The organism is Streptomyces canus, assembly GCF_041435015.1.
In the GTDB taxonomy this organism is placed as follows: Bacteria; Actinomycetota; Actinomycetes; order Streptomycetales; family Streptomycetaceae; genus Streptomyces; species Streptomyces canus_G.
In genome coordinates this window covers 5067294-5088956 of sequence record NZ_CP107989.1, presented here as the reverse complement: position 1 = coordinate 5088956, position 21663 = coordinate 5067294, and the positions used below count along the sequence as shown (strand labels likewise).

The 21663-nt window shown below is 69.8% G+C and carries 20 protein-coding genes and 1 pseudogene; 8 read left to right on the top strand and 13 right to left on the bottom strand.

All coding sequences use genetic code 11. From position 1 onward, the window contains the following. Positions 1 to 19: 19 nt before the first annotated feature. Entirely contained in the window at positions 20 to 1303 is a 1284-nt protein-coding gene (locus tag OG841_RS23115) for a phosphotransferase (protein ID WP_371566780.1), read from the bottom strand. A gap of 560 nt (positions 1304 to 1863) precedes the next feature. On the opposite strand from OG841_RS23115, the gene pdhA reads away from it, so the two are divergent. The 3 genes from pdhA to OG841_RS23100 are packed head-to-tail and all read left to right on the top strand — an operon-like array spanning position 1864 to position 5436. After that, positions 1864 to 3012 carry a pyruvate dehydrogenase (acetyl-transferring) E1 component subunit alpha gene (gene pdhA / locus OG841_RS23110; RefSeq protein WP_328639756.1) on the top strand — a complete coding sequence of 383 codons (1149 nt, stop codon included), beginning with the start codon at positions 1864 to 1866 and terminating at the stop codon, positions 3010 to 3012. Between the two features lie 2 nt (positions 3013 to 3014). Next, a complete protein-coding gene (locus OG841_RS23105) occupies positions 3015 to 4007 on the top strand; it encodes an alpha-ketoacid dehydrogenase subunit beta (RefSeq protein WP_328639757.1) in 993 nt (330 codons plus the stop codon). Positions 4008 to 4017: 10 nt separating this feature from the next. Next, positions 4018 to 5436: a dihydrolipoamide acetyltransferase family protein gene (locus OG841_RS23100; protein ID WP_371566779.1), complete on the top strand. Its 1419-nt coding sequence runs from the start codon at positions 4018 to 4020 to the stop codon at positions 5434 to 5436. Between the two features lie 76 nt (positions 5437 to 5512). On the opposite strand, the gene OG841_RS23095 is transcribed toward OG841_RS23100, so the two are convergent. Continuing rightward, on the bottom strand, positions 5513 to 6412 hold the full coding sequence (locus tag OG841_RS23095; RefSeq protein WP_328639759.1) for a D-alanyl-D-alanine carboxypeptidase family protein: 900 nt from the start codon (positions 6410 to 6412) through the stop codon (positions 5513 to 5515). A 209-nt stretch (positions 6413 to 6621) separates the two neighbouring features. Here OG841_RS23095 and OG841_RS23090 point away from each other — a divergent pair, with 209 nt between their 5' ends. Both OG841_RS23090 and OG841_RS23085 read left to right on the top strand, forming a co-directional pair. After that, entirely contained in the window at positions 6622 to 7272 is a 651-nt protein-coding gene (locus OG841_RS23090; protein ID WP_328639760.1) for a GntR family transcriptional regulator, read from the top strand. Positions 7273 to 7334: 62 nt separating this feature from the next. Then, entirely contained in the window at positions 7335 to 8582 is a 1248-nt protein-coding gene (locus OG841_RS23085) for an MFS transporter (protein ID WP_328639761.1), read from the top strand. 70 nt (positions 8583 to 8652) lie between these two features. Here OG841_RS23085 and OG841_RS23080 read toward each other — a convergent pair whose 3' ends face one another. Continuing rightward, complete coding sequence (locus tag OG841_RS23080; protein WP_328639762.1) at positions 8653 to 9477, bottom strand: maleylpyruvate isomerase family mycothiol-dependent enzyme; 825 nt, start codon at positions 9475 to 9477, stop codon at positions 8653 to 8655. 182 nt (positions 9478 to 9659) lie between these two features. On the opposite strand from OG841_RS23080, the gene OG841_RS23075 reads away from it, so the two are divergent. Further along, positions 9660 to 10433 (top strand): carbon-nitrogen family hydrolase, encoded by a 774-nt coding sequence (locus OG841_RS23075; protein WP_328639763.1) that lies wholly within the window; start codon positions 9660 to 9662, stop codon positions 10431 to 10433. Positions 10434 to 10461: 28 nt separating this feature from the next. Here OG841_RS23075 and OG841_RS23070 read toward each other — a convergent pair whose 3' ends face one another. Next, a complete protein-coding gene (locus tag OG841_RS23070) occupies positions 10462 to 10959 on the bottom strand; it encodes an LURP-one-related/scramblase family protein (protein WP_328639764.1) in 498 nt (165 codons plus the stop codon). Then, positions 10956 to 11244: pseudogene (locus OG841_RS23065) on the bottom strand (AraC family transcriptional regulator); the annotation flags it as partial. The pseudogene OG841_RS23065 and the gene OG841_RS23070, both read right to left, overlap by 4 nt. A gap of 304 nt (positions 11245 to 11548) precedes the next feature. On the opposite strand from OG841_RS23065, the gene OG841_RS23060 reads away from it, so the two are divergent. Beyond that, complete coding sequence (locus OG841_RS23060) at positions 11549 to 12382, top strand: PIG-L family deacetylase (RefSeq protein ID WP_328639765.1); 834 nt, start codon at positions 11549 to 11551, stop codon at positions 12380 to 12382. Between the two features lie 52 nt (positions 12383 to 12434). Here OG841_RS23060 and OG841_RS23055 read toward each other — a convergent pair whose 3' ends face one another. The 7 genes from OG841_RS23055 to OG841_RS23025 all read right to left on the bottom strand — a co-directional run bounded on the left by OG841_RS23055 (position 12435) and on the right by OG841_RS23025 (position 20175). Then, a complete protein-coding gene (locus OG841_RS23055; protein WP_328639766.1) occupies positions 12435 to 13934 on the bottom strand; it encodes an FG-GAP and VCBS repeat-containing protein in 1500 nt (499 codons plus the stop codon). Between the two features lie 217 nt (positions 13935 to 14151). Further along, complete coding sequence (locus OG841_RS23050; RefSeq protein WP_328639767.1) at positions 14152 to 14310, bottom strand: hypothetical protein; 159 nt, start codon at positions 14308 to 14310, stop codon at positions 14152 to 14154. A gap of 28 nt (positions 14311 to 14338) precedes the next feature. Then, entirely contained in the window at positions 14339 to 15379 is a 1041-nt protein-coding gene (locus OG841_RS23045; protein ID WP_371570794.1) for a glycosyltransferase, read from the bottom strand. A 261-nt stretch (positions 15380 to 15640) separates the two neighbouring features. Continuing rightward, positions 15641 to 15892: a DUF6458 family protein gene (locus OG841_RS23040; protein ID WP_062040842.1), complete on the bottom strand. Its 252-nt coding sequence runs from the start codon at positions 15890 to 15892 to the stop codon at positions 15641 to 15643. 68 nt (positions 15893 to 15960) lie between these two features. Further along, positions 15961 to 17280, bottom strand: a complete 1320-nt coding sequence (locus tag OG841_RS23035) for a M18 family aminopeptidase (protein WP_306978759.1) — start codon at positions 17278 to 17280, stop codon at positions 15961 to 15963. Positions 17281 to 17367: 87 nt separating this feature from the next. Next, a complete protein-coding gene (locus tag OG841_RS23030; protein WP_328639769.1) occupies positions 17368 to 19194 on the bottom strand; it encodes an acyl-CoA dehydrogenase in 1827 nt (608 codons plus the stop codon). Between the two features lie 129 nt (positions 19195 to 19323). After that, on the bottom strand, positions 19324 to 20175 hold the full coding sequence (locus OG841_RS23025; protein ID WP_328639770.1) for a dioxygenase family protein: 852 nt from the start codon (positions 20173 to 20175) through the stop codon (positions 19324 to 19326). A gap of 119 nt (positions 20176 to 20294) precedes the next feature. Between OG841_RS23025 and OG841_RS23020 the strand changes: the two genes are divergently transcribed. Next, positions 20295 to 20771, top strand: a complete 477-nt coding sequence (locus tag OG841_RS23020) for an SseB family protein (RefSeq protein WP_326666706.1) — start codon at positions 20295 to 20297, stop codon at positions 20769 to 20771. Positions 20772 to 20806: 35 nt separating this feature from the next. On the opposite strand, the gene OG841_RS23015 is transcribed toward OG841_RS23020, so the two are convergent. Continuing rightward, a complete protein-coding gene (locus OG841_RS23015; RefSeq protein ID WP_371566778.1) occupies positions 20807 to 21544 on the bottom strand; it encodes a TetR/AcrR family transcriptional regulator C-terminal domain-containing protein in 738 nt (245 codons plus the stop codon). Positions 21545 to 21663: the final 119 nt, after the last annotated feature.

Below are 21663 nucleotides of genomic sequence, written 5' to 3'. Positions count from 1 at the left end.
CGTTTCCGAGGCCGCTGCGTCATCCCGCGAACGCGTCGCACACCGCCTCGTACTCCCGCGTCCACCACACCACCAGCGCCGACGCCGCCGGGAACTGGGCATCCGCGCGGGTGTCACCCCGCTCGTAGTGCCAGCGCAGCATCCAGAAGTCGTTGAGGCGCTCCCACCACACGCGATGCACGGCCGCCGCGAGTTCCGAGGGCGTGGCTCCCGCCGTACGCCGGTACGCGCGCGCGTAGGCCCGCACCTTCGGCAGGTCGAGCGTCCCCGCGGGGCGGACGAAGAAGATCGCGGCGGCGCGTACGGCCTCCTCCGCGCGGGGCTTCACGCCGAGCCGGTCCCAGTCGACGATCGCGGCGGGCGCGTCGCCCCGGTAGAGCAGGTTGAAGGGGTGGAAGTCCCCGTGCACCCAGCCCACCGGCCCGCTGTGCGGAGGCCGCCGTCCCACGTGCTGTTCGAGCAGTGACCGCCGCTCCAGGAGTCGGTGCCGGGCCAGCTCGTCGAAGGAGTCGGCCGGCCGGTGTCGGCGCACGCGCGCGAGGAGGTCGTCGATGAGCGCGAAGGTGGCGGCGGGGTCGGCGCCGGCGTCGACGGGGGGCATGGTCTCCGTGTTCTGGACGTGCGGGTGACCGGTGTGCGGCTTGTCGGCGCGGGCACCGTGGGCACGCGCGGCGGCATGACGCATGGATACGGCGCGTTCGGCACTCGGCGCGCTCCGGCCCGCCCGCGCGCGGTGCCGGTCGTCCGGCACCCCTCCGCCCGGCGGTGCGGGGCGTCGGCCGTCCCGTGTTCCGGCCCTCGACGGCGTGCGCGGCTCGCTGTCCGGGGCGCCTTCGTCGGTTCGTGCGCTTCCGCGCGCCGACGCACCCTTCTTCCCCTGCTCGCACCCCTCCATCGGCATCACCCGCTCCAGGCTCGCGTGCACCACCCCCAGCAGCGCCCCGAGTCGGCCGCACTGTTCGGCGGTGAGCTGGGACCCGTGGCGATGGCGGCCCTCGATCCAGGGGTGGAGGGCGTAGGCGTGCCCGCCGACGACCGCGACCGTGCGGCCGTCGTGGGCCGGGAGGGGCGGGGCGACCGGGACGCCGAGGGCGGCCAGGCGCTGGGTGGCGCCGTGCTGGCGGGCGATCGCCTCGGGGGCGGCCGTCTCGGGGTCGAAGTGGTGCTTGAGGAAGTACCGGCCGCGGGTGGTGCGGAGCCGGTAGCCGCGGTTGAGGAGGCCTTGGTCGACGGGATCGCAGGCGAGGACGGATCCGGCGGCGTACTGGCGAAGGAGGGCGCCCAGCGGGGGCGCGTGAGGCACGAGGGGTAGTACAGGAGAGCGCGGCACGCGCCAGATGCTAGGGCACGGGCCAGCGCTGTGAACTGGGCGTTGTCACGTGCAGTCACGGAGCGACACAGTGGGTCGCTGCCGGTCTCCTTCGGTCACGGCACGCCTTCGAAGTGGCTCGGCTTGCACCCCGGGTATGTACGTCGAGGAGAAATATCCTGATTTTCCTTTCCTTGCGCACTCGGCAAGTCGAACGCGGAAGCTCTTCCGGTGACCTGGGTCGACGGGATAACGTGCCGTTGCTCCGGCCTCCTGCAAGGCTGTGACCAGCGACCCTTCCAGCCTTTCCCGATTTACTTGGATATCCAAGCAAAATCGCAGGTCAAAGGGGGTTTCACAGAAATGTGGAGCACTGGGTAACGTGATTCTTGCAGGGCGCTCGCCGGGGCACCTGTCACGCCTGTTCCGGCCAAGTGACACCCACCCCGTGCACGGGTGTCGGAAACAGGTGAGCCGCTTCCCCAGGCTCTGAACGAGCTGGGGGACCCCCAGCTCCCGGCAACCCCGAGGGCCGGACCGACGGAGGAGCACACGTGACCGTGGAGAGCACTGCCGCGCGCAAGCCGCGACGCAGCGCCGGGACGAGGAAGTCCCCGAGCACCAAGCCCGAACTGGTTCAGCTGCTGACGCCCGAGGGCAAGCGCGTCAAGAACGCCGAGTACGACAAGTACGTCGCCGACATCACCCCCGAAGAGCTCCGCGGCCTCTACCGCGACATGGTGCTCACCCGCCGCTTCGACGCCGAGGCCACCTCCCTGCAGCGCCAGGGCGAGCTGGGCCTGTGGGCTTCGCTGCTCGGCCAGGAGGCCGCCCAGATCGGATCGGGACGGGCGCTGCGCGACGACGACTACGTCTTCCCCACCTACCGCGAGCACGGCGTGGCCTGGTGCCGCGGGGTCGATCCGACCAACCTGCTCGGCATGTTCCGCGGGGTGAACAACGGCGGCTGGGACCCCAACGGGAACAACTTCCACCTCTATACGATCGTCATCGGCTCCCAGACGCTGCACGCCACGGGCTACGCGATGGGCGTCGCCAAGGACGGCGCCGACTCCGCGGTCATCGCCTACTTCGGCGACGGCGCCTCCAGCCAGGGCGACGTGGCCGAATCGTTCACCTTCTCCGCGGTCTACAACGCCCCGGTCGTGTTCTTCTGCCAGAACAACCAGTGGGCCATCTCCGAGCCGACCGAGAGGCAGACCCGCGTCCCGCTCTACCAGCGCGCGCAGGGCTTCGGCTTCCCCGGCGTACGGGTCGACGGCAACGACGTGCTCGCGTCGCTGGCCGTCACCAAGTGGGCCCTGGAGCGGGCTCGCGGCGGCGAGGGACCGACGCTCGTCGAGGCCTACACGTACCGCATGGGTGCCCACACCACCTCCGACGACCCGAGCAAGTACCGGGCCGACGAGGAGCGCGAGGCGTGGGAGGCGAAGGACCCGATCCTGCGCCTTCGCCGGTACCTGGAGGCCTCAAACCACGCGGACGAGGGATTTTTCGCGGAACTGGAGACCGAGTCCGAGGCGTTGGGCAAGCGAGTGCGTGAGGCGGTGCGTGCGATGCCGGATCCGGACCGTTTCGCGATCTTCGAGCACGCGTATGCGGACGGGCACGCGTTGGTCGATGAGGAGCGGGCCGGGTTCGCCGCCTATCAGGCGTCGTTCGCGGATGGGGAAGGGGCCTGATCATGGCGGAGACGGTGACGTTCAAGAACATGGCTCTGGCCAAGGCGATCAACGAGTCGCTGCGGCGGGCTCTGGATGCCGACCCCAAGGTCCTGGTGATGGGTGAGGACGTCGGCAAGCTCGGCGGGGTCTTCCGGGTCACCGACGGTCTGCAGAAGGACTTCGGCGAGAGCCGGGTGGTGGACACCCCGCTGGCGGAGTCGGGCATCGTGGGTACCGCGATCGGGCTGGCGCTGCGCGGCTACCGGCCGGTGGTGGAGATCCAGTTCGACGGGTTCGTGTTCCCGGCCTACGACCAGATCGTCACCCAGCTGGCGAAGATGCATGCGCGGTCGCTGGGCAAGGTCAAGATGCCGGTCGTCGTGCGGATCCCCTACGGCGGCGGGATCGGGGCGGTGGAGCACCACTCGGAGTCCCCGGAGTCGCTGTTCGCGCATGTGGCGGGCCTGAAGGTGGTCTCGCCGTCGAACGCGTCGGACGCGTACTGGATGATGCAGCAGGCCATCCAGAGCGACGACCCGGTGATCTTCTTCGAGCCCAAGCGGCGCTACTGGGACAAGGGCGACGTCAACACCGAGGCGATCCCCGGTCCGCTGCACAAGGCCCAGGTGGTCCGTGAGGGCACCGACCTGACCCTCGTCGCGTACGGCCCGATGGTGAAGCTGTGCCAGGAGGTCGCGAATGCGGCCGCCGAGGAGGGCAGGTCGCTGGAGGTGGTGGACCTGCGCTCGATCTCGCCGCTGGACTTCGACGCGATCCAGGCCTCGGTGGAGAAGACCCGCCGCCTGGTCGTGGTGCACGAGGCGCCGGTGTTCTTCGGTTCGGGTGCGGAGATCGCCGCGCGGATCACGGAGCGCTGTTTCTACCACCTGGAGGCCCCGGTACTCAGGGTCGGCGGCTACCACGCCCCCTACCCGCCGGCCCGCCTGGAGGACGAGTACCTGCCGGGACTGGACCGGGTACTGGATGCCGTCGACCGCTCGCTGGCGTACTGAGGAGAGGGTCGTGACGACGATGACGGAAGCGTCCGTGCGCGAGTTCAAGATGCCCGACGTGGGCGAGGGGCTCACCGAGGCGGAGATCCTCAAGTGGTATGTCAAGGCCGGTGACACGGTCACCGACGGCCAGGTGGTGTGCGAGGTGGAGACGGCCAAGGCGGCCGTCGAACTGCCCATCCCCTACGACGGGGTGGTGCGCGAGCTGCGCTTCCCCGAGGGCACCACGGTGGACGTGGGCACGGCCATCATCGCGGTGGACGTGGCGGGCGGGGCCCCCGCGGCCCCGGAGACGCCGGCCGAGGCTCCGGTAGCCTCCGCGGCTCCCGAGAAGAAGCCCGAGGGCCGTCAGCCGGTCCTGGTCGGATACGGCGTGGCGGCCTCCTCGACCAAGCGCCGGCCCCGCAAGGGCCCGGAGGTCCCGGTCCAGCAGGCGTCGGTCGCCATCCAGACCGAACTGAACGGCCACGGCCCGGCCACCACGAGCCCGGCCGCCGCCAGCCCGGCCGCCACCGTGCAGCCCCGCCCGCTGGCAAAGCCCCCGGTGCGCAAGCTGGCCAAGGATCTGGGCGTCGACCTCACCACGGTGATCCCGTCCGGCCCGGACGGCATCATCACCCGCGAGGACGTCCACGCGGCGGCGATCCCGGCCGAGGCGCCCGCGCCCGAACCGGTGGTGACGCAGGCCCCGGTCACCGCGCTCGCTCCCACCGCGTCGTACGACGCGGCCCGCGAGACCCGTGTCCCGGTCAAGGGCGTCCGCAAGGCGACGGCCGCGGCGATGGTCGGTTCGGCGTTCACGGCCCCGCACGTCACGGAGTTCGTGACGGTGGACGTGACCCGCACCCTGAAGCTGGTCGAGGAGCTCAAGCAGGACAAGGACCTGCAGGGCCTGCGGGTGAACCCCCTCCTGCTGATCGCCAAGGCCCTGCTGGTCGCGATCAAGCGCAACCCCGACATCAACGCCTCCTGGGACGAGGCGAACCAGGAGATCGTCCTCAAGCACTACGTCAACCTGGGCATCGCGGCGGCCACCCCCCGTGGCCTGATCGTCCCGAACATCAAGGACGCCCACACCAAGACGCTGCCGCAACTGGCCGAGTCCCTGGGCGAGCTGGTGGCGACGGCCAAGGAGGGCCGCACCTCGCCGGCCGCGATGCAGGGCGGCACCGTCACCATCACCAACGTCGGCGTCTTCGGCGTCGACACCGGCACCCCGATCCTCCCGCCGGGAGAGGCCGCGATCCTCGCCGTCGGCGCGATCAAACTCCAGCCCTGGGTCCACAAGGGCAAGGTGAAGCCCCGCCAGGTCACCACCCTGGCGCTGAGCTTCGACCACCGCCTGGTGGACGGCGAGTTGGGCTCGAAGGTCCTGGCCGACGTGGCGGCCATCCTGGAGCAGCCGAAGAAGTTGATCACCTGGGCGTGATCCGCCTGCGGTGGGCACGTCGTCCCACGGCGAAGGGGCCCGTCGCTCTCGGCGACGGGCCCCTTCGTGGTCGGCGTCAGCTGATCTTCGCGTAGCCGTAGTTGATGAGCTTCTTCACGTCGGTCGTGCGGTTGGCCGCCGAGGAGGAGGTCATGACCGCGCCGATGACGGACTCGCCGTTCTTCGTGGCGGCGAAGACGAGGCAGTACTTGGAGTCGGTGCCCGAGCCGGTCTTGATGCCGAGCGTGCCGTTCCAGCCGAGCAGGGTGTTGGTGTTCGTCCAGGCACCCATGGTGCGGGTGCTGCCGGTCTTGGTGATCGTCTTCGCCGTGTACGACTTGGTCTTCACGACGGACTTGAAGGTCGAGTTCTTCATCACGTTGCGGGCGAGCAGCGTGAGGTCCTTCGGCGTCGAGGCGTTCGCACCATTGCTTATGCCGTCGAACGAGTCGAACTTCGTGTTCGCCATGCCGAGGCTCCGGGCCGTCGTGTTCATCTTCGCGATGAAGGACTTGGTGCGCGCGGAGACCGTCGAGCCCGAGCCGAACTTGTCGGCGAGGGCCATCGCGGCGTCACAGCCGGACGGCAGCATCATCCCGTAGAGCAGCTGACGGACGGTGACCTTGTCGCCGACGATCAGGTGCGCGGACGAAGCGCCCTTGGAGACGATGTAGTCGCTGTACGCCTTCTTGATGGTGACCTTGGCGTCCAGGTTCAGGTTCGACTGCGAGAGCACCACCTTCGCGGTCATGATCTTCGTGGTGGAAGCGGTGAGCCGCTTCGTGTTCGGCGACTTGCTGTAGAGGGTCGTGCCGGTCGCGCTGTTCATCAGGAATCCGCCCTTGGCGGTGATGGTCGGCGTCGTGAGCGCCTGCGCGGGTGCCGCGGTGAGAGCTCCGGTGGCGAGCACTGCGCCGGTCGTGATGGCGACGGCTGCGGCTCTGCGGACGCGGAGGCCCTTGGTAGCGGTAATCAAGTGAAATACCCCGAATACGGTCGAATGCCCCTGAGTGCGGCCGAGTTGGAGGGGAAGAAAGTGATGCCGCACGTGTGTGACACGTAACTAGCACACAAGGTTGTGCCCCGGCTGGGGCGGGTGTGACTTTCACGGACAGGAGTTCCTGCCGAGGTCCGAATGCTGGAACGGGACTCTTCATGCGTACGTGTTGTATCTATGCTGTGGGCATGAGTCTGGCCGTGAAACAGCCTCCCGCCGCCGACCGCGTCTACGCCCACGTCAAGCAGGGTGTACTGGACCGCCGTTACGAGGGCGGGACCCTGCTCACCGAGGGCGAACTCGGGGAGGCCGTCGGGGTTTCCCGCACACCCGTACGAGAGGCGCTGCTGCGTCTCGAGGTCGAGGGGCTGATCAAGCTTTACCCGAAAAAGGGGGCGCTGGTCCTGCCGGTCTCCGCCCAGGAGATCACCGACGTCGTCGAGACCCGGCAACTCGTCGAGGGACACGCCGCCCGCAAGGCCGTACCGGCGTCCCCACAGCTCATCGCGCGCCTCGAGGAACTGCTCGCGCGTCAGAAGGAGCAGGCCGCCGCCGGGGATCTGGCCGGCGCCGCCGTCACCGACCGCTGCTTCCACGCCGAGATCGTCCGCAGCGGCGGCAACGAGATCCTGAACCGGCTCTACGACCAGCTCCGCGACCGCCAGCTCAGGATGGGCGTCGCCGTGATGCACGCCCACCCGGACCGCATCACCAAGACCCTCACCGAGCACGAGCAGATCCTCCAGGCACTGCGCTCCGGCGACGCGGAGGCGGTCGTAGGCCTGATTCACGGGCACGTCGAGTGGTTCTCCCACCTGGCCCGGGGTGAGGTCCGATGAACAGGTCCACTCTTCCGGGTGGCCCTTCTTCAGAAGGGGCGCCCCCAGGCGGCCGACGCGCCATGGCCGTGTGGGGCATCGGCGTCTCCGTCTACTTCGTCGCGGTCATCTTCCGTACGTCCCTCGGAGTCGCCGGCCTCGACGCTGCCGACCGCTTCCATGTGAACGCCTCGGCCCTGTCGACCTTCTCGATCCTCCAACTCCTCGTCTACGCGGGCATGCAGATACCCGTCGGCCTGCTCGTGGACCGGCTCGGCACCAAGAAGGTGCTGACGCTCGGCGTGGTGCTCTTCACGGCGGGGCAGCTCGGCTTCGCGTTCTCACCGTCGTACGGAACGGCCCTCGCCTCGCGCGCCCTGCTCGGCTGCGGCGACGCGATGACCTTCATCAGCGTGCTGCGCCTGGGCACCCGCTGGTTCCCGGCCCGGCGCGGGCCGCTGGTCGCGCAGCTCGCCGGGCTCGCCGGCATGGCGGGCAACCTGGTCTCCACACTGGTGCTGGCCCGGCTCCTGCACGGCATCGGCTGGACCCCCGCGTTCGCGGGCAGCTCGCTCGCCGGTGTGGTGGTGCTGGTCCTGCTGCTCCTCTTCCTCAAGGACCACCCCGAGGGACACGAGCCGGAGCCGTTCCCGCACCAGGGGGCGGCCTATGTACGGCGGCAGATCGCCGCGTCCTGGCGGGAGCCCGGCACCCGGCTCGGGCTGTGGGTGCACTTCACGACCCAGTTCCCGGCGATGGTGTTCCTGCTCCTGTGGGGCCTGCCGTTCCTCGTCGAGGCGCAGGGGCTGTCCCGGGCGGTGGCGGGCGAACTGCTCACGCTCGTCGTGCTGTCCAACATGGTCGTCGGTCTGGTCTACGGCCAGGTCGTCGCCCGGCACCACGAGGCGCGGCTGCCGCTCGCGCTCGGGACCGTGGGGGCGACGGCGCTGCTGTGGGCGGCCACACTGGCCTGTCCCGGCGAGCGTGCGCCGATGTGGCTGCTGATCGTGCTGTGCGTGGTGCTCGGCTCGTGCGGACCGGCCTCGATGCTCGGCTTCGACTTCGCGCGGCCGGCGAACCCGCCGGAGCGGCAGGGGACCGCGTCCGGCATCACGAACATGGGCGGGTTCGTCGCGTCGATGACCACCCTGTTCGCCGTCGGTGTGCTCCTGGACGCGACCGACGACAACTACACCGTCGCCTTCTCCTCCGTCTTCGTGCTCCAGGCGCTCGGCGTCAGCCAGATCCTGCGGCTGCGCGGGCGGGCGGCCCGGCGGGAGCGGGAGCGGCTGGTGGCGAGCCGGGTGGAGACGGTCCACGTGCCCGCCTGACCGGACGTCAGCTGAGCGGACGTCAGCGCACCGGGCCCGCCTCACCCGCCGGTACGGGCTTCGTCACCCGCTACGGCGTCACCGTGAAGTTCCTGAGGATCGCCGACGTCAGGTGCGGGTCGCCCTCCGCCTTCACACGGTCCGCCGCCGACTCCGGGGTCACACGGCCGCAGGCCAGGCGGACGTAGGTCTCCCAGTCGAGGGTGAGGGTGGCGGCGGGGCCGAGGGCGGGGGCGGTCTCCAGGGTGCCGCGGCCCTGGATGTCGACGCGTATGGTGCGCAGGAACTCGATGGGACCGTGGACGTCGAAGACGATCGCCGAGCTGCGGGGGGCGTCGGCCTTGACGGCCACTATGTCGGGGAGCGCTTCGAGCAGGACGTCCCGGGCGATGTGCGCGCCGGGGGAGTCGAGGTTGCCGGGCCGGCCGAGCGCGGTGCGCAGGTCCTGCTCGTGCACCCAGACGTCGAAGGCGTGCTGGCGCATGGAATCCGCGAGCGTCACTTCGGTGCCCAGCGGGCCGCGCACCTTCGTGCCGGGGTCGCGGGAGTCGTTGCGCAGCTGGCGGTTGCGGCGGATGACGACGTACTCCAGCTCGGAGGTCATCTCCGGTGCCGTGTGGTGGCGGCGGACGTCGACCTGCATCTCCATGTACCGCTGGTGGTCGTTGGTGACGTGGAAGAGGTCGCGGGGGAGGGTGTGGATGGGGCGCGGGTCGCCCAGCATCTCGCAGTCCAGACCGATGACATGGGACACCACGTCCCGGACCGACCAGCCCGGGCAGGGGGTGCGGCGGTTCCACTCTCCCTCCACGAGGGGCGTCACCAGCTCGGATATCGCTTCGATGGAGTGGGTCCAGGCGTCGGCGTAGGGCTGGAGGGTGGGATGCAGACTCACGGAACGGGACCCCTCGGCGGTCGGAGCACGGGCTGGTGATGGCGGCGTTGCCAATGGAGGTGGTGGCTGTCGGCGGGTGTCTTGGAACGCTAAGTTACGCTGCTGTGAGGCACCCCGGCAGTGCTTTCGTGTGACGATCGTAGGCCCGTAATGGACGGCTCGAATGCCAGGACGGTGGTAGTGTGCGCGCCTCTCTGATCCAGATCGCCGTGGATGAGGACGAATCGGTCGAATCGCGTCGGCGTCGCGTGGCGTCGCTGGTACGGGATCAGGCCGGTGCCGACCTCGTCGTGCTGCCGGAGCTGTGGACCACCGGGGCGTTTGCCTTCGAGGAGTTCGGGAACGAGGCCGAGCCGCTGGAAGGCCCGACCTACGAGGTCATGGCGAAGGCCGCGAGCGACGCGGGCGTGTGGCTGCACGCGGGCTCGGTCCCCGAGCGGGCCCCTGACGGCACCCTCTACAACACCTCCCTCTTCTTCTCGCCCTCCGGTGAACTGGCCGCCTCCTACCGCAAGATCCACCGCTTCGGCTTCGACAAGGGCGAGGCCGTGCTGATGGGCCGCGGCGAGGACCTGGTGACGGTCCGTCTGCCGGAGACGATCGTCGGCGTCGCCACCTGTTACGACCTCCGTTTCCCCGAACTCTTCCGCGGTCTTGTCGACGCGGGCGCCGAGACCCTGGTGATCCCGGCGGGCTGGCCGGAGCGCCGCCGGGCGCACTGGACGCTGCTGGCCCGGGCGCGGGCGGTCGAGAACCAGGCGTTCGTGCTCGCTTGTGGAACGGCCGGGACGCACGCGCGAGTTCCACAGGCCGGTCACTCGATCGTGGTGGATCCGTGGGGCGAGGTCCTCGGGGAGGCGGGCGCCGGCGAGGAGATCCTCACGGTGGAGTTCGACCCCGGGAAGGTGTCCGTGACCAGGGAGCAGTTCCCGGCCCTGAAGGACCGGGTCCTGTGACGTCCGGGTCCCGTGACGTCCCGATGGGTCAGTCGTCCTCCCGCTCCTTGTCGGCGAGGTGGATCACGCACACCGCCACCGCGATGAGCAGCGCCGGATCCGCGTCGTCCCGGACGATGTCGACGCCGTAGGTCTCCCGCACGCGCAGCCAACGTCGTGAGACCACCGCGAGCAGCTCACCGTCGTACTCGACGGCGAACTCCCGGTCGAGGATCTTGCCGCTGACGTCGAGTTCGGTACTGCCGTCGGCGAGGGCCACCCGGTAGTGGTTGCGCAGCAGCGACAGGCGTTTCCGCTTGATCGTCGCCAGCGGCTCGCCGTCCCGTTCGATCAGCATGGTGTCGCGCAGGGCGAGCATCTTCTGGCGGATGTCGATCAGGACCCGCCCACTGGTGTCCTTCAGCTCGAAGGTGTCCCTGAGGCGCATCGCCTTGCCGTCGACGAGGAACACCTTGTTGCCCTGGTCGTCCTCGATCCAGTAGTCGTCACCGAAGCCGAGGAGCCGGTCGCGCACGAGGAATCTCATGTCGTTACCGCTTCCCCGGCGCCCGCTCCGCAACGCCGCCGATAGGCCGACGGGCTGAGTCCGTCTCGCGCCGCACGCGCGCGTGGAGGTGCGCGGACGTCCCCGGCCAGCGCCTCGCGGCCTCGCGGCCGGCGAAGGTCAGCGGCTCCCCGGCTGTTCCCGTGCCCACGCGGTCAGCGGGTGCGGCGACTCGTCCCGTACGTGGGGTACGGGCTGCTCCACGCATGGCTGCTGCCCCTCGCCGCGGCGGGCGGCGAAGACGAGCCCGCGGGAGATTGTGTCCGCGCCCCCGGTCGACGGGATGACCCGCGGAGGCGCCCCCGGGATCCTGCGGGGCCACCTGCCGCAGTCCCAGGGCACGGTCGCCGACGTCCTCGATGTCCCCCGTGGCCACGACGTCGACCCGGCCGCCCATGCGCTGATCTGCACGACGATCCGCGACCTCTACCGGCGAGGCGGCCGCGCCGGGAACAGTCGGTCCGGCCGATGGAGTTGCATCGACGAGGGACCGGTGGGATCCGGTCTCCAGGATCGCGGTACGCCCGCCGCGCACCCGGACCAAGACGTATGTCCGCAGGAGGACTTCTTCATGACTGACCGGCCCTTGACGCTCATGGCAGTACACGCCCACCCCGACGACGAGGCCACCGGAACCGGAGGAGTCCTCGCGCGGTACGCGGCGGAAGGCATCCGCACGGTTCTCGTGACCTGTACCGACGGCGGTTGCGGTGACGGGCCGGGGGGTGTCAAGCCAGGTGATCCCGGGCACGATCCGGCGGCGGTCGCCCTGCTGCGCCGCCAAGAACTCGAGGCGAGCTGTGACGTCCTGAAGATCAGCGATCTGGAGATGCTGGACTATGCCGACTCCGGGATGATGGGCTGGCCGAGCAACGACGCCCCCGGATCCTTCTGGCAGACCCCCGTGCAGGAAGGCGCGGCCCGGCTCGCGGACCTCATGCGCCACTACCGGCCTGATGTGGTCGTCACCTACGACGAGAACGGCTTCTACGGTCACCCCGACCACATCCAGGCCCACCGCATCACGATGGCGGCGCTGGAGATGACCGCGTTGACGCCGAAGGTGTACTGGACCACGATGCCCCGCTCGATGATGCAGCGGTTCGGCGAGATCATGCGCGAGTTTCACGAGGACAGGCCCGAGCCGGACCCCGCCGAGGCCGCCGCGCTGGCCGAGATCGGCCTGCCCGACGACGAGATCACCACGTGGGTGGACACCACCGCGTTCAGCGGTCAGAAGTTCGACTCGTTGGCCGCGCACGCCAGTCAGGGCGAGAACATCTTCTTCCTCGGGATGGGCAAGGAGCGGTTCGGCGAGTTGATGGGCATGGAGACGTTCGTACGTGTCCGGGACACCACCGGCGCGGCCGTACCCGAGAACGACCTCTTCGCCGGCCTGCGCTGATCCACCCCATCCGTAAGGGAGGGCGGGCCCGCTTCCCGGGCCCGCCCGCGGGCTAGTCGGCGAAGAGCGCGCCGAACTGTGCCGTGCCGGAGGTGGAGACGCCCACCGCGGTCACGGAGAGGGCGCGGGAACCGGTCGTACCGATCTTCGTGCCGGTGGAGGGCAGGTAGGTCACCGCCCCGTCGCCGCCGTCCTCGTACGACCCGACGACCAGGTCGGCCCGGCCGTCGCCGTTGACGTCGTCGAGCTTGACGTCGGCGCCGAACAGGTCGCCCTTCTCGTCGGTGCCGGGGACGCCCGTCGTGTTCTGGGCGAAGGACTGGAGGCCGGTGGAGGTGTTGATGCCGCTCGCGGAGCCGTACATGACGGTGACCATGCCGGCGTCGGTGACACTGCCGAGGTCCTCCGCCGGGGTGGAGACCACGAGGTCCTGGTAGCCGTCGCCGTTGACGTCGCCCAGGTCCAGGTCCCAGCCGAAGCCGTCGCCCTTCTCCGAACTGCCGGGGACGTTCCCGGTGTTCTGGGTGATGCCGGTGGTCGAGGCGGGGCCCGACGCGGAACCGTAGGTGATGCTGACCTTGCCGCCGTTCGCGGCGTCCGGGATGGTCTGGCCGTCGCTGGTGGTGGCGTCCCAGTCGGCGCCGGTGACGATGTCGCCGTAGCCGTCGCCGTTGATGTCCCCGATGCCGGTGACGATGCCCGGCTTGAGGGTCTTGACGCTCGCGACGCTCAGGCCGCTCGCGGTGCCGGGGACGAAGTAGTTGGTGTTCCAGCCGTTCTGGGTCTGCGTCTCGAAGCCGTCGACCACCAGGTCGGTGCGGCCGTCGCCGTTCACGTCGCCGGCGGTGAGCTGCTCGGGGCCGTACGGGAAGTCGGCCGAGCCGGGCTGGATCGGGGGTTTGACGGTGTAGCGGCCGCCGGGCCGGCCGGTGGAGCTGCTGAAGCCGCCCTTGTAGACGTAGAGGGTGGCGGCCGAGCTGCCGACGGCCAGGTCGGCCTTGCCGTCGCCGTCGAAGTCGCCGGCGGCCAGGGACAGGCCCCAGTTGTCGTGCGAGGAGACGGCCGGGTCCGGGACGTCGCTGGCCTTGCCGGTCAGGCCGCTCGCCGAGCCCCACAGGATCGCCAGGGCGCCGCCGTCGGTGTCGGTTCCGACCTTCTCGTACGGCGAGGCCACGGCGAGGTCGTCGTAGCCGTCGCCGTTGAAGTCGGCGTAAGCCGTCGCGCCGCCGAACCAGTCGCCGGTCTCGGCGCTGCCGGGCACGGTGCCGGAGTTCTGGCTGAGGACCGTGCGCTTGGCCGAGGTCACGCCGGTGGAGGCGCTGCCGTAGAGGGCGACGACCTGGCCGGCGTTGGCGTGGCCGCTGACGGAGGCGCCGGCGGCCGTGGCGAGGACGTCGCCGATGCCGTCGCCGTTGAAGTCGGCCTTCGCGACCTTGAACGAGTCGGCGGCGGTGGCCGTCGTCGCCGAGACCGTGAGCAGACCGCCCGTCAGCGCGGCAGCGGCGGCCGTCGCGAGGGCGAGTCGCAGGTACGGATGGCGGTACTGGTGCATGCGGGTTCTCCTGCGGCATGCGGGGGATGCCTGGCGGGCATCCGCGTCAATGGGGTGCGCGCCGTCCGTGTTCGCCACGTGTTGTCCTCTGGGACACGGCCAGTTCGCGGTCAAGAGACCTCTGGCGGGGCCCAAGGGTTGTACGTGATGCCGGCGCGCCACCGAGACGAGGCCCGTCGCGTACGACGGGCCACCCGGTCTGCCTTCAGGAGTGCGGTCACCGCCTCCGCGGAACCAGCTTGAACAGCGCGACCCCGGCCGCCACCAGCGTCGTGGCAGCCACGACCATCGCCATGCTGTTCACCCACAGGCCGGTCGCCGCGAGCGTGGCGCCCCCGGCACCGGTCGTTCCCGCGCCGATGACTCTTCCGTACATGATGCTTCTCCTTCGAGGGATGTGAGGCTCAGGTGGCCACCCACTTCTCCTCGCTGCGGCGCAACAGGCCCCACAGCGAGGAGAAGTAGACGGCGTGCTGAAAAAGGTCGTAGAGCATCTCCGGGATCATCAGCGCCGCCACCAGCACGGCACGCGGACCGGCCCGGCGCACGGATACCGTCTTCTCGACCACGAAGACGAGCCCGATCGCGGTCCAGAAGGGCGAGAAGCCGGGCCAGCCGTACAGCGCGCTGTACGTGACCATGTAGGTCAGATAGACCAGGAAGGACAGCGCGCCGAACCCCATGAGGAGCTGCTGCAGGAAGTAGCGGGCGGTGACACGGGTCCAGCCGTAGTCGCGCAGGTTCTCCAGCGCCCCGCGCTGCCACCGCAGCCGTTGGTGCCACAGCTTGCCCAGGGTGGGCATGACCTCGGTGGTGACCGCGCAGCCGGCCGGGGACATAGTCCGGTAGCCGAGGGTCTTGACCGCCTTGGTCATCTCGTCGTCCTCGGTGAGCGAGGCGAGACTGTAGTAGGCGTGGCCGCCGCCGATCACTCCGTCGCGGCGGGCGGCGCGCACCTCGCGCAGGACGCGGGCGCGGAACATGGTGCCGGTGCCGGTGAGCACCTGGGCCTTGCCGCCGGTGCGCTCCAGTTCCCAGGCGTAGCGGTGGAACTCCATGCGCTGGAGCAGTCCGAGCAGACCGCCGCCGTCCTCGCCGTAGAAGATCCCGCCGACGGCGCCGACCTTGCGGTTGAAGGTGCCGAGCGCGGTCTCGCTGAACCACGGGCTGAGCACGGTGTCGGCATCCTGGACCAACAGCAGGTCGCGGTCCTCGAGATGGGGCAGCACCCAGGCGATGGCCTGGTTGAGGGCGCCGGCCTTCTTGTACGCGTTGCCCTGGGTGAAGAAGACGCGGGCGCCGTGCGCGACGGCGATCTCGGCGGTGGCGTCGGTGCAGTTGTCGGCCACCACGACGATCAGGTCGGGACGCCGGGTCTGCCGCCACAGGCCCTGGATCGCGTCGGCGATGCGGTCCTGCTCGTTGTGGGCCGGTATCAGCGCCAGCAGGCGCTGCGGGCCGTCGAATTCGTCGGGTGCGGCGTGCGCGCGACGAGCGGCGTGCCGGTGGGGGCGCGGAGATCCCGGACCGGGCGCCGCGACGGTCGTCGTGGGGTGGAGCACGGGGAGCCCCCGGGTGTGCTGGTGGTTCACGCCCGGCACTGCTGACCCCCCGGGCTCTCAAGGATCCCGAGTCTTCACGACTTTCACACAAGCAGACAAGTCAACCTGGATCACAGATTGCTCACGGTTGTCTATGAATCCGACTTAAACGCCGTATCCGTCGGAGTATCCGTCCCGGCGTACATGCCGCTCCTCCTCGACGACCGTCGGCGTGGTGGGCGGTACCACCACGCGCCGCCGCCGGGCGATGCTGCTGAACGTCGTCACGCCGATCAGTCCCACGATCATCAGGATCACACCGACCAGGTCGAGGTTGACCCCCTGCATGTGCCAGTCGGTGGCGAACGTGAGGATTGCTCCCACGGCGATGAGGATGATGCACCCGCCGAGGCCCATGAGTGTCGCCTCCCTGTCCGGTCCGGTCGTTCCGGCCCGAACCTGCGGGTACCCCCACTTCCCGCGAACTACCCCTCCAGGAACGCCACCAGAGCATTCGCCAGCAGATGCGGGTCGTCCGCGCCGCACAACTCCCGGACGCTGTGCATCGACAGGATCGCCACACCGATGTCGACGGTCTTGATGCCGTGCCGGGCCGCGGTGATCGGGCCGATGGTCGTGCCGCAGGGCATGGAGTTGTTGGAGACGAAGGACTGGAACGGCACGCCGGCCTTCTCGCAGGCGGCGGCCCACACGGCCCGGCCCGAACCGTCCGTGGCGTACCGGTTGTTGACGTTGACCTTGAGGATCGGGCCGCCGTTGACGCGCGGGTGGTGCGTCGGGTCGTGCCGCTCCGCGTAGTTGGGGTGCACGGCGTGCCCGGTGTCGGAGGACAGACAGACCGTCCCCGCGAAGGCCCGCGCCCGGTCCTCGTACGACCCGCCGCGCGCGAACACCGAGCGCTCCAGGATCCCGCCGAGCAGCGGCCCGTCGGCGCCCGTGTCCGACTGCGAACCGTTCTCCTCGTGGTCGAAGGCGGCGAGGACGGGGATGTACGGCAGCTCCGAGCCGCCGGCCACCGCGGTCAGGGCGGCCACCCCGGCGTGCACGGACAGCAGGTTGTCCATGCGCGGGCCGGCCACCAGCTCCTTGTCCCGGCCCAGGTAGGCGGGCGCCTCCACGGAGTGCGTCATCAGGTCCCAGCCCGTCACCTGGCCCGCGCCGAGCCCCGACTCCTCCTCCAGGAAGGCGATCAGGTCACCGTCGCGCACGTCGTCACCGAGACCCCAGATGGGCTGCAGATGCCGCTGCTTGTCGAGCTTGAGCCCCTCCGCCGACACCGCGCGGTCCAGGTGGATCGCCAGCTGCGGCACTCTGAGCAGCGGCCGGTCCACGTTCACCAGCCGCGTCGAACCGTCCCGCAGGGTCAGCCGGCCGGCCAGCCCCAGGTCACGGTCGAGCCAGGAGTTCATCAGCGGCCCGCCGTAGATCTCCACGGCGACCTGGCGCCAGCCGTGCGCCCCGGTGTCCGGCAGCGGCTTGACCCGCAGGTTCGGGGAGTCGGTGTGCGCGCCGACGATGCGGTACGGCGTGTGGGGCGCCGCACCCTCGGGGACGTACCAGGCGATGATCGCGCCGCCGCGCAGCACATACTTGCCGCCGCTCCCCGAGGCGGAAGCCCCCGCGGTCTCCGCGTCCCAGGCGTCCGTCTCCGAGACCTGGCGGAAGCCGGCCTTCTCCAGCCGCTCGGCGGCGTTCGCCACCGCGTGGTACGGCGTGGGGCTCGCCGCCAGGAAGGTCATGAGGTCGTCGGTGTGGCCGCGGTCGAGGCGGTGGGGTGCGCTCATGGGTTCACCTTAACGACGTACGAGAGCCCGCTCCCGGCGATGCGGAGCGGGCCCTTGTGAGGACGTGTGCAGCTGTACAGGTGTGTCCTAGAACGCGGCCTCGTCCAACTCCATCAGGTCCAGCTCGACGCCCTCGGCGATCTTGCGGGCCAGCGTCACGCCGGGCAGGACGTTGGCCGCGAAGAACTTCGCCGCCGCGATCTTGCCGGTGTAGAAGGCTTTGTCCTTGGCGGAGGCGGTCTCCAGCTTCTCGGCGGCGATCGCGGCGCCCTTGAGGAGCAGATAGCCGACCACGACGTCACCGGAGGCCATCAGCAGGCGGCTGGTGTTGAGGCCCACCTTGTAGATGTTCTTGACGTCCTGCTCGGTGGCCGCGAGGTCGGTCAGCATCAGACCGACGATGGCCTCCAGCTCGACGGCCGCTTTGGCCAGGTGCTCACGGGCACCCGCGAGGTCCTCGCCGCCGGTGCCCAGCGCCAGGAACTTCTTGATGTCCTCGGCGAGGGAGTTGAGGGCCGCGCCCTGGTTGCGGACGATCTTCCGGAAGAAGAAGTCCTGGCCCTGGATCGCGGTGGTGCCCTCGTACAGGGTGTCGATCTTGGCGTCGCGGATGTACTGCTCGATCGGGTACTCCTGGAGGAACCCGGAGCCGCCGAAGGTCTGCAGCGACTGGGCGAGCTGCTCGTAACCCTTCTCGGAGCCGTAGCCCTTGACGATCGGGAGGAGCAGGTCGTTCAGCGCCTCCAGCGCGGAGACGTCCTCGCCGGCGGCCTCCTTGATCTGGATCTCGTCCTGGATGGAGGCCGTGTAGAGCACCATCGCGCGCATGCCCTCCGCGTACGCCTTCTGCGTCATCAGCGAGCGGCGCACGTCGGGGTGGTGGGTGATGGTGACCTTCGGCGCGGTCTTGTCCATGAAGTTCGCCAGGTCCGGACCCTGGACGCGCTCCTTGGCGTATTCCAGGGCGTTGAGGTAGCCCGTCGACAGCGTGGAGATCGCCTTCGTGCCGACCATCATCCGCGCGAACTCGATGATGCGGAACATCTGGCGGATGCCGTCGTGCTTGTCGCCGATCAGCCAGCCCTTGGCGGGGTGCCGGTCGCCGAACGTCATCTCGCAGGTGTTGGAGGCCTTCAGGCCCATCTTGTGCTCGACGTTCGTCGCGTACACGCCGTTGCGCTCGCCCAGCTCGCCGGTCTCGAAGTCGAACAGGTACTTCGGGACGAGGAAGAGGGACAGCCCCTTGGTGCCGGGGCCGGCGCCCTCGGGGCGCGCGAGGACGTAGTGGAGGATGTTCTCCTCCATGTCGTGCTCACCGGAGGTGATGAACCTCTTCACGCCCTCGATGTGCCAGGAGCCGTCCTCCTGCTGGACCGCCTTGGTGCGGCCGGCGCCGACGTCCGAACCGGCGTCCGGCTCGGTGAGGACCATGGTGGAGCCCCAGGTCTTCTCCACGGCGATCCGGGCGATCCGCTTCTGGACCTCGTTGCCCTCTTCGAAGAGGATGCCGGCGAACGCCGGGCCGGAGCAGTACATCCACACGGCCGGGTTCGAGCCGAGCAGCAGCTCCGCGTACGCCCAGATCAGGGAGCGCGGGGAGGTGGTGCCGCCGATCTCCTCGGGCAGGCCGAGCCGCCAGTACTCGGAGTCCATGAAGGCCTTGTAGCTCTTCTTGAAGGACGCCGGGACCGGCGCGGTGTTCGTCTCCGGGTCGAAGACCGGCGGGTTGCGGTCGGCGTCCGCGAAGGACTCCGCGAGCTCGTTCTCGGAGAGTCGGGTCAGTTCCTCGAGGATGCTCTTGGCGGTCTCGACGTCCATCTCCGCGAACGGACCGGTGCCGTACAGCTTGTCCCGCCCGAGTACTTCGAAGAGGTTGAACTCGATGTCGCGCAGATTCGACTTGTAGTGCCCCATGGCGACGGCTCCGTTAAGAGTTCGGCGAGGCACGTCGTTCCTCGCGCTAGTTCACATACCAACAAGTAGCTCCGATGATGCTACCCGTCGGTAATAAGTCGCAACCCCGATCCGGCCATCTGTGACGGTTCACACCGCGATGGTCAGCGTGGCGGTGTACCCCTCCACCACGCTCCCCTTCACCACCGCGAGCTGCTGGTCGTGGCCGTCCCTGAAGACGCTGTCCGACTCCAGCGAGAGCCGGCCGAGGTTGTCCACGCTGCTCTCGTAGCCCTCGGTGGCGTACACCGCGTCGCAGACGTCCTTCGGGAGCGCGAGCTGCGAGGTGCTGGTGATCGCGGTGGCCGTGGTGGCGTCCGCGAGGCTGCCGTAGACCTCGAAGTGGATGTGCGGCCAGCGGCCGGTGTAGCAGCCGGGGAAGACGCTGGTGAAGGTGACCCGTCCCCGGTCGTCGGTCTCCTGGACACCGCGCAGGTAGTTCTCGTCGGCGACGCCCTCGGTGTACAGCGAATAGCCGCCCTCGCGGTCGCAGTGCCACACATAGACGGCCGCACCCCGCTTCGGGGTTCCGCAGCCGGAGGCGGCGTCCACGACCGTGAGCGTGAAGGTCAGGGGGACGCCCTCGGCGGTGCCGCCCGCAGAGTCGCCGAAACTCCTGGTGATGTCGGCGCGGACGACCCCGCTCTCCTTCAGCACGTTCACGCCGTTCGAGCCGTCGCCGGGGTAGGGCCCGGCGGTCTCCTCGGGGACGGTGGCGCACTCGGCGGAACTCGCGGCGCCCGCCGAGGGCGCGGAGGGTGATGCGGCGGCCGAAGAGGTGTCGTCGGCGGTGCAGCCCACCAGGGGCACCAGACCCGCCCCCACGCCCGCCATGAGCCGGATCATCCGTCGGCGGGCGAGCACGGGAAGGTCGTAGGAGAGCCCTCGGTCGTGCTCGTGGATCTCGTCCTCATGGACCTCGTTGTCGTGATGTCGGCGCATGGATCGACGCTACGAGCGGCGGTCCCCGGAAGCCCAGGGCCGGCGGCTGTCGGGTCGCTGTCGGTTTCCGGGCGCCGGTAGCCGCCCGCCACCCCCACCCCCTCGGTACTCTTACGCCCATGTACGGCTACGACCAGAGCGCTGGTGCCCAGCAGCAGTACGGCGTCCCGCCGCAGCAGCCCATGGCCGGCGGTGCGGGCGGGTACGGCCAGCAGCCGCCGCTGTACCCCGAGCCGTCCCCGCCCTCCCTCGCGGACGCGGTCCGCGCCTTCACCACCGGACAGATGTCGGCCGAGGACTTCCAGCAGGTCTTCGCCACGTCCAAGGTCTACTGCCCGCGCGGCGACAACCCCGGATTCCTCGCCCTGCACAACACCCAGCAGCCGGTGATCCCCATGTTCACCACCCTCAAGGAGCTGCGGCGGTACGCGGGCAAGGAGTCCAAGTACTTCGTGATCACCGGCGCCGAGGTCCTCGACCTGCTGCCGACCGGGTACGGGTTCGTCCTCGACATGGAGGGTGAGCACCGGATCGTCTTCGACGCGAAGGCGGTGGAGCAGATGGTCGAGTTCGCCATGCGGAGGATGTACGGATAGCGCGCCCTGCCCCGCGTATGCCGGTGCCCGGGGGTTCAGGAGCCCGGTGTTTCAAGGCGCAGTGACAGGCCGTCCAGGACGATGTCCAGGGCGGCCTCGAATTTCGCCTCCCTCAGCGCCGCCGGGTCCGTGGTCGCCGCCTCCTCCGTCTCGGCGTAGCCCTGGGACAGATGGCTGTGGGGGGCCGTGGCCTGTTGCACCGCGGGCAGGAGGCGGGCGATCAGGCCCGACTCGGAGTCGCCGGAGCGGGCGACCGTGGTGAGCCACGCGGCCTCCGTGGTGCTCATGCCGATCACGTACGACAGCACCGCGTCGATCGCCGTGCCGGGATCGGGGAATCCGGCGGCCGTGAACAGGGCCGCCAGCCGCTCCGAGTAGGACATGAGGTTGGGGCCGAGATAGGCGAGGCCCGCCTGGCCGAGCACCGGGGGCAGCCACGGGTGCCGCAGCGCCGTCGTACGGAAGGACCGAGCCGCCTCCGTGACGGCCGCGCGCCACTCGGAGCCGTCCGCCGACGGGACGTGGATCTCCGCGGCGACCTCGTCCACCGCCAGCTCCATCAGCTCGTCCTTCGTGGCCACGTGCCGGTAGAGGGAGGCCGCCCCGGCGTTCAGCCGGGTGGCGAGCTTGCGCATGCTCAGCGCCTCGACGCCCTCCGCGTCCAGCATGACGATCGCCTCGCGCACGATCGCGGCACGGCTGAGCGCCGGCTGGTCGGACTCGCGCTGAGGGCGGGCCCAGACGGAGGGGATGGGGCTCGGCTTCGTCGTCATCGGTACTCCTTCTTCCGCGACCCGACCTGCTGCGTACGCCGTTCGCTCAGAGCGTACATCAATCGAGTCTTGCGTACGGTGTTCCGTCATGCGTACAGTGTTCGCAACGAAGGAACGGT

Excerpts from the sequence above, each read along its gene's own strand:
- OG841_RS23025 (WP_328639770.1), bottom strand. The coding sequence starts at position 20,175 with ATGCGCCGACATCACGACAACGAGGTCCATGAGGACGAGATCCACGAG.
- OG841_RS23085 (WP_328639761.1), top strand. The coding sequence starts at position 7,335 with ATGGCCGTGTGGGGCATCGGCGTCTCCGTCTACTTCGTCGCGGTCATC.
- OG841_RS23055 (WP_328639766.1), bottom strand. The coding sequence starts at position 13,934 with ATGCACCAGTACCGCCATCCGTACCTGCGACTCGCCCTCGCGACGGCC.
- OG841_RS23015 (WP_371566778.1), bottom strand. The coding sequence starts at position 21,544 with ATGACGACGAAGCCGAGCCCCATCCCCTCCGTCTGGGCCCGCCCTCAG.
- OG841_RS23050 (WP_328639767.1), bottom strand. The coding sequence starts at position 14,310 with ATGTACGGAAGAGTCATCGGCGCGGGAACGACCGGTGCCGGGGGCGCC.
- OG841_RS23060 (WP_328639765.1), top strand. The coding sequence starts at position 11,549 with ATGACTGACCGGCCCTTGACGCTCATGGCAGTACACGCCCACCCCGAC.
- OG841_RS23020 (WP_326666706.1), top strand. The coding sequence starts at position 20,295 with ATGTACGGCTACGACCAGAGCGCTGGTGCCCAGCAGCAGTACGGCGTC.
- OG841_RS23035 (WP_306978759.1), bottom strand. The coding sequence starts at position 17,280 with ATGAGCGCACCCCACCGCCTCGACCGCGGCCACACCGACGACCTCATG.
- OG841_RS23090 (WP_328639760.1), top strand. The coding sequence starts at position 6,622 with ATGAGTCTGGCCGTGAAACAGCCTCCCGCCGCCGACCGCGTCTACGCC.
- OG841_RS23040 (WP_062040842.1), bottom strand. The coding sequence starts at position 15,892 with ATGGGCCTCGGCGGGTGCATCATCCTCATCGCCGTGGGAGCAATCCTC.
- OG841_RS23030 (WP_328639769.1), bottom strand. The coding sequence starts at position 19,194 with ATGGGGCACTACAAGTCGAATCTGCGCGACATCGAGTTCAACCTCTTC.
- OG841_RS23105 (WP_328639757.1), top strand. The coding sequence starts at position 3,015 with ATGGCGGAGACGGTGACGTTCAAGAACATGGCTCTGGCCAAGGCGATC.
- OG841_RS23070 (WP_328639764.1), bottom strand. The coding sequence starts at position 10,959 with ATGAGATTCCTCGTGCGCGACCGGCTCCTCGGCTTCGGTGACGACTAC.